At 65.8% G+C, this 13833-nt stretch carries 16 protein-coding genes and 1 tRNA gene; 5 read left to right on the top strand and 12 right to left on the bottom strand.

Annotated features, from left to right (window positions below; translation table 11 throughout):
* Positions 1 to 154: 154 nt before the first annotated feature.
* From pgi to pcnB, 6 genes are all read right to left on the bottom strand, one after another.
* The gene (pgi, locus tag J2X57_RS12700) at positions 155 to 1789 is read right to left on the bottom strand and encodes a glucose-6-phosphate isomerase (RefSeq protein ID WP_308847659.1); all 1635 of its coding nucleotides are present in this window, start codon (positions 1787 to 1789) and stop codon (positions 155 to 157) included.
* A 256-nt stretch (positions 1790 to 2045) separates the two neighbouring features.
* A complete protein-coding gene (panD, locus tag J2X57_RS12695) occupies positions 2046 to 2426 on the bottom strand; it encodes an aspartate 1-decarboxylase (protein WP_036111981.1) in 381 nt (126 codons plus the stop codon).
* A 137-nt stretch (positions 2427 to 2563) separates the two neighbouring features.
* Entirely contained in the window at positions 2564 to 3409 is an 846-nt protein-coding gene (gene panC, locus J2X57_RS12690) for a pantoate--beta-alanine ligase (RefSeq protein ID WP_036111978.1), read from the bottom strand.
* 10 nt (positions 3410 to 3419) lie between these two features.
* On the bottom strand, positions 3420 to 4247 hold the full coding sequence (gene panB, locus J2X57_RS12685; RefSeq protein WP_043694806.1) for a 3-methyl-2-oxobutanoate hydroxymethyltransferase: 828 nt from the start codon (positions 4245 to 4247) through the stop codon (positions 3420 to 3422).
* A gap of 69 nt (positions 4248 to 4316) precedes the next feature.
* Positions 4317 to 4802: a 2-amino-4-hydroxy-6-hydroxymethyldihydropteridine diphosphokinase gene (folK, locus tag J2X57_RS12680; protein ID WP_239709081.1), complete on the bottom strand. Its 486-nt coding sequence runs from the start codon at positions 4800 to 4802 to the stop codon at positions 4317 to 4319.
* Positions 4799 to 6163 (bottom strand): polynucleotide adenylyltransferase PcnB, encoded by a 1365-nt coding sequence (pcnB, locus tag J2X57_RS12675; RefSeq protein WP_036111972.1) that lies wholly within the window; start codon positions 6161 to 6163, stop codon positions 4799 to 4801. Before pcnB ends, folK begins: the two co-directional genes overlap by 4 nt.
* A gap of 183 nt (positions 6164 to 6346) precedes the next feature.
* Here pcnB and J2X57_RS12670 point away from each other — a divergent pair.
* Both J2X57_RS12670 and fdxA read left to right on the top strand, forming a co-directional pair.
* Positions 6347 to 6422, top strand: a tRNA-Glu gene (locus J2X57_RS12670).
* A gap of 29 nt (positions 6423 to 6451) precedes the next feature.
* On the top strand, positions 6452 to 6775 hold the full coding sequence (gene fdxA / locus J2X57_RS12665; RefSeq protein WP_036111970.1) for a ferredoxin FdxA: 324 nt from the start codon (positions 6452 to 6454) through the stop codon (positions 6773 to 6775).
* Positions 6776 to 7132: 357 nt separating this feature from the next.
* On the opposite strand, the gene J2X57_RS12660 is transcribed toward fdxA, so the two are convergent.
* From J2X57_RS12660 to J2X57_RS12650, 3 genes are all read right to left on the bottom strand, one after another.
* Positions 7133 to 8134, bottom strand: a complete 1002-nt coding sequence (locus J2X57_RS12660; protein ID WP_309867591.1) for a hypothetical protein — start codon at positions 8132 to 8134, stop codon at positions 7133 to 7135.
* Between the two features lie 30 nt (positions 8135 to 8164).
* Positions 8165 to 9088, bottom strand: a complete 924-nt coding sequence (locus J2X57_RS12655; RefSeq protein ID WP_309867589.1) for a hypothetical protein — start codon at positions 9086 to 9088, stop codon at positions 8165 to 8167.
* 100 nt (positions 9089 to 9188) lie between these two features.
* On the bottom strand, positions 9189 to 9452 hold the full coding sequence (locus tag J2X57_RS12650) for a hypothetical protein (RefSeq protein ID WP_309867587.1): 264 nt from the start codon (positions 9450 to 9452) through the stop codon (positions 9189 to 9191).
* Between the two features lie 38 nt (positions 9453 to 9490).
* Between J2X57_RS12650 and J2X57_RS12645 the strand changes: the two genes are divergently transcribed.
* On the top strand, positions 9491 to 9775 hold the full coding sequence (locus J2X57_RS12645) for a hypothetical protein (protein WP_036111962.1): 285 nt from the start codon (positions 9491 to 9493) through the stop codon (positions 9773 to 9775).
* A 121-nt stretch (positions 9776 to 9896) separates the two neighbouring features.
* Here the strand turns inward: J2X57_RS12645 and J2X57_RS12640 are convergent, their stop codons facing one another.
* The 3 genes from J2X57_RS12640 to dapA all read right to left on the bottom strand — a co-directional run bounded on the left by J2X57_RS12640 (position 9897) and on the right by dapA (position 12575).
* The gene (locus tag J2X57_RS12640; RefSeq protein WP_051943447.1) at positions 9897 to 10859 is read right to left on the bottom strand and encodes a hypothetical protein; all 963 of its coding nucleotides are present in this window, start codon (positions 10857 to 10859) and stop codon (positions 9897 to 9899) included.
* Positions 10860 to 11067: 208 nt separating this feature from the next.
* Positions 11068 to 11652 (bottom strand): hypothetical protein, encoded by a 585-nt coding sequence (locus J2X57_RS12635; RefSeq protein ID WP_079521095.1) that lies wholly within the window; start codon positions 11650 to 11652, stop codon positions 11068 to 11070.
* A 29-nt stretch (positions 11653 to 11681) separates the two neighbouring features.
* Positions 11682 to 12575: a 4-hydroxy-tetrahydrodipicolinate synthase gene (gene dapA, locus J2X57_RS12630; RefSeq protein ID WP_043694816.1), complete on the bottom strand. Its 894-nt coding sequence runs from the start codon at positions 12573 to 12575 to the stop codon at positions 11682 to 11684.
* Between the two features lie 180 nt (positions 12576 to 12755).
* Between dapA and J2X57_RS12625 the strand changes: the two genes are divergently transcribed.
* Both J2X57_RS12625 and J2X57_RS12620 read left to right on the top strand, forming a co-directional pair.
* Positions 12756 to 13316: an ACT domain-containing protein gene (locus J2X57_RS12625; RefSeq protein ID WP_036111955.1), complete on the top strand. Its 561-nt coding sequence runs from the start codon at positions 12756 to 12758 to the stop codon at positions 13314 to 13316.
* A gap of 22 nt (positions 13317 to 13338) precedes the next feature.
* Entirely contained in the window at positions 13339 to 13800 is a 462-nt protein-coding gene (locus tag J2X57_RS12620) for a peroxiredoxin (protein WP_036111952.1), read from the top strand.
* Positions 13801 to 13833 lie beyond the last annotated feature (33 nt).

Below are 13833 nucleotides of genomic sequence, written 5' to 3'. Positions count from 1 at the left end.
GCGTCTCCATCCTTGGGAACTTCGCGCTCACTGTGCGCCCGATGGCGACAGCACCGCGATAGGCCATTGGCTGTAGGCGCGACCTGTGTTTTTCCGGCATATGAAAACGAAAAGCCCGGCATATGCCGGGCTCTTCGTGTGTTGGCGATGCTCGTTACCGACGCCCGCGAATCGCCCCGATCAATGCACGTGTCGCGCCATCGAACTGCGACAGATCGCCGACGTCCTTATCGCTGGCGAGCGACGGATAGATCTGCTTCGCAATCACCTTGCCCAGCTCCACGCCCCACTGGTCGAACGCGTTGACGCCCCACAGGTGGCCGAGCAGGAACACCTTGTGCTCGTACAGCGCGATCAGCGCACCCAGTGAATGCGGGGTGAGCGAGTCGAGCATGAACACGGTGCTCGGACGGTCTCCCTTGAAGGTGCGCTGCGCAGCCAGCGCGCGACGCTCTTCTTCCGTGCCGGTCTTCGCTTCGGCCAGGGCCTCTTCGAAGGTCTTGCCCAGCGACAACGCAGCGGCCTGCGCCAGCAGGTTGGACAGCAGCACGTCGTGGTTCTCGCGCAGCGGGTGCGCCGGCTTGACCAGACCGATGAACTCCAGCGGCACGATATCGGTGCCCTGGTGCAGCGCCTGAAAATAGGCGTGCTGCGCGTTGGTACCGATGCTGCCCCAGACCACCGGAACGGTCTTGCCCGTCACTTCGCTGCCGTCGCCCGGATGCACGTGCTTGCCGAGGCTTTCCATCTCGAGCTGCTGCAGGTAGGACGGCAGGTCGGCGAGGGAATCCACGTACGGCACGACGGCACGGCTACTGCGGCCGAGGACGTTGCGGTTCCAGACTTCGGCGATGGTCAGCAGGACCGGAAGGTTGTCCTTCCACTCCGCGCTGCGGAAATGATCGTCGGCCTCGGCAGCGCCCGCGAGCAAATCGCGGAAGCCCTTCATGCCGATGGCGAAGGCAATCGACGCGCCGACCGCAGACCACAGCGAGAAACGGCCGCCGACGTAGTCCCACATCGGGAGCACCTGAGAGGCACCCCACTTGTGCACGGCTTCGTCGTTGGAACTCACGGCGATGAAGTGCCTGGTGGTCTTCGCCTCGTCGCCGTTGTTGGCCTTGAGAATCCAGTTGCGGAACACGCCACCGTTGAGCAGCGTCTCCTGCGTGTTAAAGCTCTTGGAGACGAGAATCACCAGCGTGTGCGCCGGGTCCAGCACCTTCATCAGGTCCGTCGCTGCCTGGCCGTCGACATTAGTCAGGAAGTGGCTGCGGATGCCGTCGACATGGAACTGCTCCAGCGCGTGCACGGCCAGACGGGGACCGAGGTCCGAACCGCCGATACCGATGTTGACCACGTCGGTGACGCGACCGATCAGGCCGACCGACTCGCCTTCGCCCTTGTGGACGGCATTGACCAGGGTTTCCATCTTGTCGAGCGCGTCGGCGACTTCCTTGCGGACGTCGGCGGGCGCCGCAGGATGTCGCGAGGCACCGCCGCGCAACGCGGTATGCAGCACCGCGCGGTCTTCGGAGGTGTTGATGTGTTTGCCTTCGTACATCGCGTCGCGCGCGGCTTTCCAGCCGGTGCTTTCGATGTACTCGCCGACGGCGTCGAGCGCCGCGACGTCGAGCTTCTGGCGGGACACGTCGAGAAGGATGGGGCCCATACGGCGACGCAGGCGCTCACCGCGGGCATCGTCCTGGACGAGTTCGCGAAGCGTGGTCCTGGCAAGGCGGGAGGCGTGCTCCTCGAACGAGGGCAGACGGTCGTGCTGTGATTCCATGGCTTCCACTTGGCTGCAACGGATAGGGAATCCCGATGTTACCGCAGTGCAGCGTAAGTGGATTGTATGGATGTCGCTCCGGGGACTCGCGAGATCGTGTGGCCAGCCCGATGATGTGGCCGCCCCGCGGCTGCGGCCACCCCGCTGATGTAGGAGCGCGCCCTGCGCGCGAAAAGCCTACAGGGCGATGATGGGGTGCCGCTTCATCGCTTTGTTGGCTTTTCGCGCGCGGGGCGCGCTCCTACCCAGCAGGCGGCTACGCCGCCTGCTTCGGAATCGAATGATTCGTATGCGTGATGCGGTTGTTCGCGTCGACGTACACCAGGTCCGGCTGATACTTGGCCATCTCGGCCTCGGAGAGGGTGGCGAACGCGGCGATGATCACGAGGTCGCCTACGGAGACGCGACGGGCGGCGCTGCCGTTGACGGAAATGATGCCCGAGCCCTCATCCGCGCGCAGCGCGTAGGTGACGAAGCGTTCGCCGTTGCTGATGTTCCAGGCATGGATCTGCTCGTACTCGCGGATACCCGCGGCGTCGAGCAGGTTGCCGTCGATGGCGATCGAACCTTCGTAGTTCAGCTCGGCGTGAGTCACCGTGGCGCGGTGGATCTTGCACTTGAGCATGTTGAGCTGCATGGCGGTCTCTGGGTATTGGCGGTTACAAAAACGCCCATTCTAACGGAGGGTTGCCCGTCCGTCGCGTGGGCTTCCTCTGTCGGTGCGCTTTATGGGGGACAGCGCCTCGAAACGCAAGTCCCCGTTTGTGAAGGGATTCAGTCGAACGGCAGGTTGTCGATCAGGCGGGTATTGCCCAGCCGGGCAGCCACGAGGGCGACGAGGCCGTCGCGCTGCTCCGCCGTCGGCTCCGTAAGGTCGTCCGCACGGCGAATCGCCACGTAGTCGGGCACGAAGCCGGCCCGCTCCAGACGCGCCCTGGCGGCCTGTTCCAGCGCCTGCCAGCTGTGACCCTGACCGAACAGATCGCGCATCTGGGTCAGGGTGGCGTAGATCTGCGGCGCGCGGGCGCGCTCCTGGGTCGACAGATACTGGTTGCGCGAGCTCTTGGCCAGGCCGTCCTCGTCACGCAGAGTCGGCGCGGACATGACCTTCACCGACAGCGAGAGGTCGGCGACCATCCGCTCGATCACCTTGAGCTGCTGAAAGTCTTTCTGGCCGAACACGGCGAGATCCGGCTGGACCAGGCTGAACAGCTTGGCCACCACGGTGGCGACGCCGTCGAAGTGCCCCGGGCGATGCGCACCCTCGAGCGTGTCGGTGATGACCGGCACGTGGATGCTGACACTGGCGGCCGGGCCGAACGGATACATCGTCGACACCTCGGGGGCGAAGAGGATGTCGCACCCTGCCTCGGCCAGGCCAGCCTGATCCTGAGCCAGGGTACGCGGGTAGCGCTCGAAGTCCTCGCCCGGACCGAACTGGGTCGGGTTGACGAACACGCTGGCGACCACGCGGTCAGCGCGGGCACGCGCCAGCTTCAGCAGCGAATGGTGGCCGGCGTGCAGGTTGCCCATCGTGGGCACGAAGCCGACGTTGTGGCCGGCGGCGCGCCAGCCACGGACGGTGGCGCGGAGCGCGGCGGCATCGGTAACGGTCTGCATCGGGTGGTCCTCAGGTGAAACTGTGTTCGGCGCCGGGGAAGCGCTGTTCGCGCACGTCCTCGACATAGGCGGCGATCGCGCCCTGAATGGAATCGCGGCCGGCGAGGAAGTCCTTCGAGAACTTCGGGCGCTTGCCGGGGGTGAGGCCGAGCAGGTCGTAGACGACCAGTACCTGACCGTCGCAATCGACGCCCGCGCCGATCCCGATCACGGGAATGGACAGCTCGGCGGTGATGCGTTTTGCCAGCGCGGACGGCACGCACTCGAGCACCAGCAGGTCGGCACCGGCGGCTTCCACCGCCTTCGCGTCGGCCAGCAGCTTGTCGGCGGCGTCCTGCGTCTTGCCCTGCACCTTGTAGCCGCCGAACTTGTTCACCGATTGCGGCGTAAGACCCAGATGGCTGCAGACCGGAATGTCGCGTTCGGCCAGCGCGGCGATGACCTCGCAGATACGCCCGGCGCCCTCGATCTTGACCATGGCGGCACCCGCCTGCCCCACCAGTCGCGCGGCCGCGTCCATGGCGGTCGCCACGTCGCGATCGCTCATGAACGGCAGGTCGGCCACCAGCAGGGTCGCCGACAGCCCGCGCGCGGTCGCGGCGGTGTGGTAGACCATCTCGTCGACCGTGACCGGCAGCGTGCTGGAACGACCCTGTACCACCATGCCCAGCGAATCGCCGACCAGGGCGATATCTACCCCGGCAAACTCCAGCTGCGCGGCGAAACTCGCATCGTAGGCGGTGAGCATCACGATCTTCCGGCCGTCGGCTTTCATCGCCTTGAGGCCCGGCACGGTCACCGGCTTACGCGCCGGCGCACTCGTTTTTTCGACGTACACGCTCTTCTCGCCAGATTGGGTGAAACGGGAATTGTCCGCCTACACGAGCGGCATCTCAAGGAGATGACATCAGCCCAGCAAGACGCAGCCGGCCGCGTCGACGTGACCAAGCAACGCGTCGACCCGTCCGATCCCGGGCAGGGTCAGCGTGGGAGCGATGTCCGCGAGGGGCAACAGCACGAAGGCCCGTTCAGCGATGCGGGGATGTGGCACGGTAAGCCGCTCGTCGTCGATCGTGCGATCGCCGTAAGCCAGCAGGTCCAGATCGAGCGTGCGGGGCCCCCAGCGCTCGCCATCGCGAACACGCCCGAAGTCGCGCTCGGTGGCGAGCAGGACATCGAGGAGGTCATGCGGGCCCATGGCGGTATCGACCGCGACCGCCGCATTGACGAAGTCCGGCTGGTCGACGTTGCCCCAGGGCGGCGTACGGTAAAACCGCGAGCGAGCCCCCACCGAAACGCCCGGCACCCGGCCGAGCGCGTCGATCGCGGCCGCGAGCCGCGCACGCACGTCACCCAGATTTCCACCCAGGCCGATCAGCGCGGTCACGCTCACGCGTCGCCCGAACCGCCCTTACCGCGACCCGTCGGCTTGCGGCGCCGGCGACGCTTACGCGCGGGCGCCGACGACGAGGTGGAAGGCTCGTGCACCGGCACGCCACCGCCACCGAGGGCGGCGGCGAGCATCTCGGGCGGCAACTGCTGGGCATGCGCCCACCACTCACCCAGCTCGCGCATGCCATCCGATTCCGGGGCACGCAGGAGAAGGAAATCGAACGCGGCCCGGAAGCGCGGGTGCGACATCAGACGGAACACCCGCTTGCGGTGGATCTGCTCGAACCGCGGCTGCAGCGACCAGATCTCTTCCATCGTGAAGGTGAAACGGCGCGGGATCGCTACGCGCTGGCACTGCTCGCCGACGACACGCACCGCGGCGTGCTGCCATGCTTCGTTGACGTCATAGCCCTGGGCGATCCAGCCCTGGGCCTGGTCGCGCACTTCGCCCCACAACAGCACCGCGTACAGGAAGGCCGGCGTAACCGACTTACCCTCGGCGATGCGTGCATCGGTGTTGGCGAGCCCCTGCTCGACGAGCGCACGCAGGGCGTTGTCGCCCCGCTCGAGCGCCCGCGCCGTGGCGGGAAAGAGGAATTTCAGCAGGCCGCACGCCTCGAGCATCTTGAAGCTCTTCAGGCCGTGACCGCCCAGGAAAAGCTTGAGCGACTCGTCGAACAGGCGGGCGGGTGCCGCCTCGGTCAGCAGATGGCCCAGCGTCGCGAAGGGCGCGGACGCGGCGGCATCGATGGTGAAGCCGAGCTTCGCGGCAAGGCGGGCGGCGCGCAGCATGCGCACCGGGTCTTCGCGATAGCGCTGATCGGGGTCGCCGATCAGCCGCATGGTGCGGTCTTCGAGGTCCTGCATGCCGCCGACGAAATCGCGCACGCTGAAATCGGCGATGTCGTAGTAAAGCGCGTTGACCCTGAAGTCGCGGCGCACGGCGTCTTCCTCGATCGTGCCCCATATGTTGTCGCGGACGATGCGGCCGTCGGTGGCGATGTGCCTGTCGCCCTCGCCGCCTTCCTCGCCCGTGCCACGGAAGGTCGCTACCTCGATGATCTCGGGGCCGAACACGACGTGGGCCAGACGGAAGCGTCGGCCGATCAGGCGGCAGTTGCGGAACAGCCCCTTGACCTCGTCGGGGGTGGCGTCCGTCGCTACGTCGAAGTCCTTGGGATGGCCGCCCAGCAGCAGGTCGCGTACCGCGCCTCCGACCAGATAGGCGGCGAAGCCGGCGTCGTGCAGCCGGTACAGCACGCGCAGGGCGGCTTTACTGATGTTCTTGCGGGAAATGGAGTGCTGTTCGCGCGGGATGACGCGGAGCGTCGGCGGAACCTCATTCCTGGTTTCGGGATTCAAGCGGTCTTGGTCCTGGCGGGCGCGTCCGCGTCCGTTCAAGTGGCTGCCCCCACCGGCAGCCGGTGTCGGGATGAATGGGTCAAATGTAACGAATCTGACCCGATCCGACGAGCGGGCAAAAAAAGCGTTGCTGGCCACCGGATTTTGGCTATACTAGCGCGCTTCGTACCCCGGGTACGACCTGCTCCCTTCGTCTAGTGGTCTAGGACACTGCCCTCTCAAGGCGGGAACACGAGTTCGAACCTCGTAGGGAGCACCACTTTCCTCTTCGGCGCATAAATAGTCCGCATGACCTTTGTCGTTACCGACAACTGCATCAAGTGCAAGTATACGGACTGCGTCGAAGTCTGCCCCGTGGATGCCTTCCATGAGGGCCCGAATTTCCTCGTGATCAATCCGGACGAGTGCATCGACTGCACCCTGTGCGAGCCGGAATGCCCGATCAACGCCATCTACCCCGAGGACGACGTCCCCGCGGGCCAGGAAGCGTTCGTGGCGCTGAATGCCGAACTCTCGAAAGAGTGGAAGGTGATCACCGAGCGCAAGGACGGCCTCCCCGACGCGAAGGACTGGGAAGGTAAGCCGGGCAAGATCGATCTGATCGAGCGCTGAGTCGCCGGGCAAGGGACGGGCGGACGTGTCCGTCCCGCCCCGCCAGAACTGTCAGAAGACGTTATACGTTCCGCATGCCTTGCAGTAGATTCCGCCACCTCCTGGCGGGGTCGGTGCCGGACCTGGCGGTGGCGGCGGCGGAGGCGGGGGCGTCCCTCCCCCAGGCCCTGGAGGGATGACACGAAGAGGCTCAATGCCACCCTCCGACGCCACCGGCTGCTGAAGCAGCTCGATCAGCTTCACCACCTCTGCCAGCTTCGTCGCCAGCTCGCTCCATCGATCACTCATATCCGCTCTCCCGCGTTGATGCGCGGAGTCTCCCGATGAGACCTCCGTCGCAGTGATCCCACGCCCGCCTCAGGGCGTGTAGACGAATGAGGCCGGACCATTCGGACTGGTCGGCAGGGTCAACTGAATGACCGGCACCCAATGCCCGGTGGCGGCCTGGAAGTCGGCCTGATTCGCGCGCGCCTCCGCCAGACCGGCCGCGCTGCCAGCAAGAAAGAAGAACGCTTCGACAGGAACGCGGGGGTCGTTCTGACCCCACGTGGCGACCATCAGCTCGTCATGCAGCCACATCTCGTTCGGCAGCTTCGCTCGTATCGCTGGCAGCGCCATGAAAACGGCAGCCGCGTTCGGCGTGCCGGCGCTGACCCGGAAGCCGCATTGCATGGTGTAGCGATTGGCGGCGTATTCAAACCGGCGGAGCCACTGGTCGGCATTGAAAATGTCCTGCGACTGGCACGGCGCCGTGTTGGTGCTTGTCTCAGTGTCATGGGGCGAGCATCCGTCGCGCAGGCCGGTTGTGCGGTTGTACGTATCGGCGTCATAGGCATAGACGCACTGCACTTCCAGTGCCGTGTATCGGCCTGGCAAACCCAGGGCCGTCTGATAGGGCACCACGACGAAGCCGTTGGTGTAATTGAAGACCATCCCGCTGAACGCCGCGTCCCGGCGCAGCCAGGAGAAAGGCACTCCCCGCGGCGTGCGGCTTACCGGATTGGGATTCCAGACGCGATAGGCACCGCGCACCGTCGCCCGCATCAGCACACCGGAACATGACACGGCCGGCAGGCCGCCAGGACACGCCGTGACGGCGCTGGCGTAGCGCGCCTGCAGGGCCGCCGCCACCGAGGGTCCGTCAGCGTCCTGGACACCGACGGAGTACGTCGTCCCGGGCCCGGCTCCCTGATTGTCATGAGCACCCAGCGGCGAGACGTCCGCCGGACGCGACGCGACCGCTGTCGCCCGCTCAGGGGAGGCCGGACGAGTGCCGGGGACACTGGAGCAGGCGGCCAACATCGCGATCGCGAAAGCCACACCCCACGCGTGGTAGCGTCGAATCCATACATGCTTCATGACTCACCTTCCTTGGCTGAATAGCTCCGATCAGGGAATGGCCTGATCCTGCGGGCGATACGTGAACGTGGCTCGGTCTCCCGCCGACGGCGCCAGCGTCAGGCGAATCACTGGCACCCAACGGCCGGCAACTGCCTGAAAATCACGCTGGTAGGCCATCGCCCCGCGCGGACCGTCCTGCCCCGAGATGTAAAAGAACGCCTCGATCGGCAACCGGGCGTCATCGCCAAACGACCACTCCTCCACGACCAGTTCGTTCTGCTCACGGAACGACTGCTGCTTGATGACACGCATGGCGCCGAGAGCTTCCTGAAAGATGGCCGACGAGTTCGGTGTGGCGGACATCACGGCAAAGCCGCACTGATGGTTGCGCTGCTCGTATTCGCCCGACACCTTGACGTAGTGAAGCAGCCACGCCGCCGCCGTCACGATGCCTTGCGACTGGCACGGTCCACTGTCGGAAAGGTACTTGCGGTGGGCCCCACACCCGCGACTGGCGCGCTCATCGGACGCACCGTCGATGGCATACGCACAGAGGACTTCCATATTCCGGAATGGCCGTCCGTCATAAAGCAGCACGGGAATCAGCACGAAACCCTGCGTGTACCCGTGTGCCACTTTGTTGAACTGCGCGTCACGTCGCATCCAGGAGAACGAGATACCACCCGGCTTGGGATTCGTTGCGCCCTTGGGATCCCAGGCGTGACCGCTGGCCGGGTAGCTCGTACTGCGGAGCATGACGCCGGAGCAGAGAAACGAGGGAGCGGTGGCCGAACCGTTGCAGCGGACATTCGTCGAGTCGTCGTACCTGGCCTGGATAGCGCGGGCGACCCTGAGACCGTCGCCGTCATGCGCCATCGGCGCAGGAAGGCGAACGGTGTGACTACAGGAGGCCAGGAGGCAACACAGCCCCAGCCCACCGGCACGCAACCCTTCCGAAACACGCCGCTCCATGACGAATCCTTCCCTGACAACCCGGAACCGCTAAAGGCGACACCGCACAAACCGCAAAAATCGCGGATCGCTGTGCGGTGCCGCGCTACCTCATAACGCGTTACCGCAGTCCATGCAGTAACGCGCACCCTGAGGATTCACCGTGCTCCCACACGTCCTGCAGGCGCTCCCACCTCCCGGCGGCGGTGGCGGCGGTGACGGAGGCGGTGGATACGGCCCCGGGGGCGGCGGCACCGGCACAGGAGGAGGCGGTGGCGGAGGCGGTGGCGGAGGCGGTGGCGGTGGCGGTGGCGGTGGCGGTGGCGGTGGCGGTGGCGGTGGCGGTGGCGGTGGCGGTGGCGGCACCGTCCCAAAACACGGACACGGGATCCAGACCTGATTGGTCGAGATGCCACCGGAAAAATGCTCGATCTGCCCCTCCAGGATCGTCTGGAGGTATTCCGATGCCAACAAGGCATGCCGCCGCGCAAGCGGGCCGCGAGCCTCATCGACCACGTTCCGGTCCCGCGACGTGGCGAGCAGATCGTGCTGCCTTTTCAGAAGATACTGCCCCCAACGGGCGGCACTGACCTCCGGATGCGATTCCGCATCGGCGTCCTCCCGCACTTCGTCGTTTACCGGTCCGGCAGCACTGACCTGCGCGCCACCCACATCCGTTCGCGCATCCAGCTCATCGAGCAGGCCTAACAGCGCTACCCGCAACCGCTCGGTCGCATCGCTTCCCTGGGTCATGACGGTCTCCTTCCCGACGATCCGTTATCCATAGCGGCCGACTCGCTCCGCCTCGTTTTGACTGCGCCCTCAAGGCTCAGGGAATCTGCTGATCGGCAACCACGTACGTGAATGCGGCCGGCCCATTGACGGCCGTCGGCATCGTTACCTTGATGATCGGCACCCACCGACGAGTGGCGGCCTGGAAGTCCCATTGATTCAGTCGCGCACTGGCCAGCCCTGCGCCCCGGTCGTCGTAAAAGAAGGCCTCAAGAGGGATGTGTGCATCGTTTTGCGCCCACTTCTCCACCATGACTTCGTTGTGTATCCCGAAGAACTGCGTCAGTTGTGTCCGAATGCTCGCCTGCGCCTGAAACGAGAGAGAAGCGCCAGGCGTCCCGGCCGTCAGCGTAAAGCCGCATTGATCGCGATAGCGGTTTGGCGCCGCGCCAAACTTAGCCAGCCATTGGGCCGCTGTTTCAATCTTCTGCGCCTGGCAGGGACCCGTACCCTGCGTCGTCCCATGCTGACCGCAGCCGTCGTTTTTATCCCCTTTCCGATTCAGCGTATCCGCGTCAAAAGGAAAGATGCACAACACGGCGAGCTGGGTATAACCATCCGACGGCGAATCCGCGAAGAAGTGCGGCAGGATGATGAAGCCGTTGTCGTAGTTGAAAACCAGGCCGCCGAACGCGGAGTCCCTGCGTAGCCAGGAGAACGATACCCCGTACTTCAGAGGCGACCCGAGGTTGGGATTCCAGACATCGTAGTTCCCGCGCACGGTGGTGCGCAGCAGAATGCCCGAGCAGAGCACCGCTGGAAGCGGATTGGGATCGCTCGCGTTTTTGCGGCAGTCCGCCGCCGTGTCGTCGTAGCGGTCTTGCAGGTGGCGCGCGACGGCCTGCCCGTCGCTATCATGCGCTCCCTGGACCACCATGCCCGCACGGGTCCGGGACGCCTCCGGCGGCGGAGGCTGCCGCACGGCCGGTGCACACGCGAGGAGCAGGACCAGCCAACTCGTCACCAAAACTGTACGCAGCAACGTTTTCCCGTGCTTCATGTCCCCGTCCTTCCCTGGATCGATCGCCATCGTGGCGGGCTGCCTCGCCCTCACCCGATACGCTAATGCGGGTGTCGATCCGGGGCCATCCGCCTTTCGCTGTAGGCGCGGTGAGGCCATTTTCGGCACGTCGACGGATAACAGGTGCCGCCCCAACGCAAAACGCCGCCCGAAGGCGGCGTTTTGCGGAATACGCTGATGAGCGAGGTTATTTGCTGCCCATCCGCGATTTCAGCGAGTCGACCACGCGGCGAACGCCACCGGCGTCGCCCTGCGCGCGGACTTCGCTGCCGGTGCCGCTGGCGGTCACCGCCAGCACGACCGTATGGTTACCACCCTGCGCCGACGCCGGAGCGTCCTGCGCGTCGTCCTTCTTGCCGCCACCGAACATGCGCTTGAACAGACCCGGGCGGTTCTCCGGCGCGCTGGTGGTCGCGGCGATCTGATAGGTGTGGTTCGCATCGTCGTGCGACACGACCTTGCCCAGGTCACCCACGCTCAGCAGCTCGCCGATGCGGCGGTAGGCGGCTTCCGGATCATCCGAGAGGATGAAGCCGTCGGAGACCGGTGCGGCGATCGCGGCCGCCTTGGCATCCGCAGCGCCCGAACCGACGTCCGGCACAACCAGCGCAGCGCTCGTCGACGGCGTATCGAGACCCGGCGGGATCTCGAGCGGGGCTTCCTGCTGGGCCTTCTGCCACTCCTTGGTGGAGCGGAACGCGCCACAGCCCGATACCAGCAGGGCGGACAGGAGCAGTGCCGGGACGACCAGCGCGTACGAGGTTTTCTTCATGAATCGGGGTTCCGTTGAAATGAGATGCTTCAGGCGGCAGACGCCAATGGTGCCAGAGCGGAGAGCGTTTCGCGCAGCTTCGCCAGTTCGGGGCCGGATTCCAGCTCGACCAGCGGGAGCCGCGGCGCGGCGGAACCGAGCCCCAGCGCGCTCAGCCCCGCCTTGACCGGGATCGGGTTCGGTGCGCAGTTAAGCGCGTCGATCAGTGGTGCCAGACGCGCGGTTTCTTTCGCGGCCCGCGTGGCATCGCCCGAACGGGCGGCGTCGCAGAAGGCACGGAAAGCGTCCGGCACGAGGTTGGCCACGACCGAGATCGTCCCCGCGGCGCCCGCCAGCATGGCCTCGTGAGCCGAACCGTCGTCGCCGCTGAGGTAGACGAAATCCGGGCGGATAAGTTCCGCCAGCGCGCGAATGCGTTCCGCATCGCCCCGGGCTTCCTTGATCCCGATGATGCCCGGGTGGTCGCGCAGCACCGCCACGGTGGCCGGCGCGATATCGCAGCCGGTGCGCGGCGGCACGTTGTAAAGGATGACCGGCAGGCCGCCCTGATCGGCTACCGCAAGGAAATGCTGACGGAGGCCTTCCTGGGTGGGCCGCACGTAGAACGGCGCCACGACCAGCGCCGCGTCCGCGCCCAGCGCCTTCGCGCGGCGCGTGGTGGCGATGGTTCTGGCCGTACCCGCTTCGCCGGTGCCGGCGATGACGGGGATGCGTTTGTCGACGTGTTTCACCGCGAAGGCGAGCAGGCGCTCGAATTCGTCATGCTCGAGGAAATGCGACTCGCCCGTGGAGCCGGCCACGACCACGCCCTGCGTGCCGCCCGCGATCTGCTGGTCGAGCAGGCGACCGAAAGCGTCGAGGTCGAGGGAACCGTCGGCGGCAAAGGGCGTCGCCAGCGCGGTGATGCTTCCTGAGATGTCCAAGGTGGAACCCGTTGAGTAATCAGCCCTTCGCATGTTACCGGGGCGTTTCCGGCGAGTCCATTCAGCCAATCCCCGCCTGAACGACGCAGCGTGTCTTGCTAGCGTGCGACAGGGCCAAGTAAGCTGCTCCCAAAGCGATGGTTCCGCGCCCCGCGGGACGCGCCACGGGTAAATTCCGCCTTGAATCGTTCCGCAGCACGTAGCGCCACCACCGATAACCAGCTCCTCATCTCGACGCTGTCGCCGGCGCACCGCGCCCCGATCCTCGCGCTGGCCAAGCGCATCGCGGATTCCGGCTGCAATCTCGCCGACGCCCGCGTCTCCACGATCGGCAACGACACCTCCGTCATGCTGCTGGCTTCGGGCGCCTGGGACGCCGTGGCCAAGCTGGAGACCTCGCTGGGCAAGCTGGCCCGCGACGAAGAACTGCAGATTGTCCATTACCGCACCACGCCGCGCGAACCGACGGCGCACCTGCTGCCCTACCTGGTCGAAGTGATCGCCGCCGATCGTCCGGGCATCCTGGTCAAGATCATCGAGTTCTTCTCCCGGCGCGACATCAGCGTCGAGCAGCTGTCCTCCATGCGCTACCAGGCGATGCAGACCGGCGCCGAGATGTTCCAGGCGCAGATCACCATCGGCATTCCGTCCGAAACCCACATCGCCGCCCTGCGCGACGACTTCCTCGAGTTGTGCGATGGCCTCAATCTCGACGCCATCATGGATCCCGTGAAGTTCTGACCGAAGGATTGAAGACCCACGCATGACTGGCAAGACCACGAAACTTCCCAGACTCGAAGGCACCCTCGGCGACGGCTCGTCGCTCTCGCTGGCCTCGTTGAAAGGCAAGTGGGTCGTGGTGTTCTTCTACCCGAAGGACAGCACGCCCGGCTGCACCAACGAAGCGAAAGACTTCCGCGACCTTTACAGCGAATTCCAGGCGCGCGGTGCCGAAGTGATCGGCGTATCCCGCGACTCGGTGCGCTCGCACGCGAACTTCGCGGCCAGGCAGGAACTGCCCTACCCCCTCGTTTCCGACGCCGACGAAACCTGGTGCAACGCGTTCGACGTCATCCACGAAAAGGTGCTTTACGGTAAGCGCTATCTCGGCGTGGTCCGCAGCACCTTCCTGATCGATCCCAACGGCAAGATCGCGGCCGAGTGGCGCGGGGTGAAAATCCCGGGCCATGCGCAGGCCGTGCTAGAGCGTGTTCCCACCGCGTGACGGATTCCGCGTCACGCGGCTCCCATCCCCGGC

Origin of the sequence: Luteibacter sp. 1214 (genome assembly GCF_031455395.1) — a bacterium.
Taxonomy (GTDB): Bacteria; Pseudomonadota; Gammaproteobacteria; order Xanthomonadales; family Rhodanobacteraceae; genus Luteibacter; species Luteibacter mycovicinus.
This window is presented reverse-complemented; position numbering and strand designations above follow the sequence as displayed.

What these genes read in the sequence shown, in the direction of transcription:
- fdxA (WP_036111970.1), top strand. Translation starts at nt 6,452, where the DNA reads ATGACCTTTGTCGTTACCGACAACTGCATCAAGTGCAAGTATACGGAC.
- pgi (WP_308847659.1), bottom strand. Translation starts at nt 1,789, where the DNA reads ATGGAATCACAGCACGACCGTCTGCCCTCGTTCGAGGAGCACGCCTCC.
- J2X57_RS12640 (WP_051943447.1), bottom strand. Translation starts at nt 10,859, where the DNA reads ATGAAGCACGGGAAAACGTTGCTGCGTACAGTTTTGGTGACGAGTTGG.
- panD (WP_036111981.1), bottom strand. Translation starts at nt 2,426, where the DNA reads ATGCAGCTCAACATGCTCAAGTGCAAGATCCACCGCGCCACGGTGACT.
- J2X57_RS12620 (WP_036111952.1), top strand. Translation starts at nt 13,339, where the DNA reads ATGACTGGCAAGACCACGAAACTTCCCAGACTCGAAGGCACCCTCGGC.
- J2X57_RS12645 (WP_036111962.1), top strand. Translation starts at nt 9,491, where the DNA reads ATGCTCGATCTGCCCCTCCAGGATCGTCTGGAGGTATTCCGATGCCAA.
- J2X57_RS12660 (WP_309867591.1), bottom strand. Translation starts at nt 8,134, where the DNA reads ATGAAGCATGTATGGATTCGACGCTACCACGCGTGGGGTGTGGCTTTC.
- panC (WP_036111978.1), bottom strand. Translation starts at nt 3,409, where the DNA reads ATGCAGACCGTTACCGATGCCGCCGCGCTCCGCGCCACCGTCCGTGGC.
- J2X57_RS12635 (WP_079521095.1), bottom strand. Translation starts at nt 11,652, where the DNA reads ATGAAGAAAACCTCGTACGCGCTGGTCGTCCCGGCACTGCTCCTGTCC.
- J2X57_RS12655 (WP_309867589.1), bottom strand. Translation starts at nt 9,088, where the DNA reads ATGGAGCGGCGTGTTTCGGAAGGGTTGCGTGCCGGTGGGCTGGGGCTG.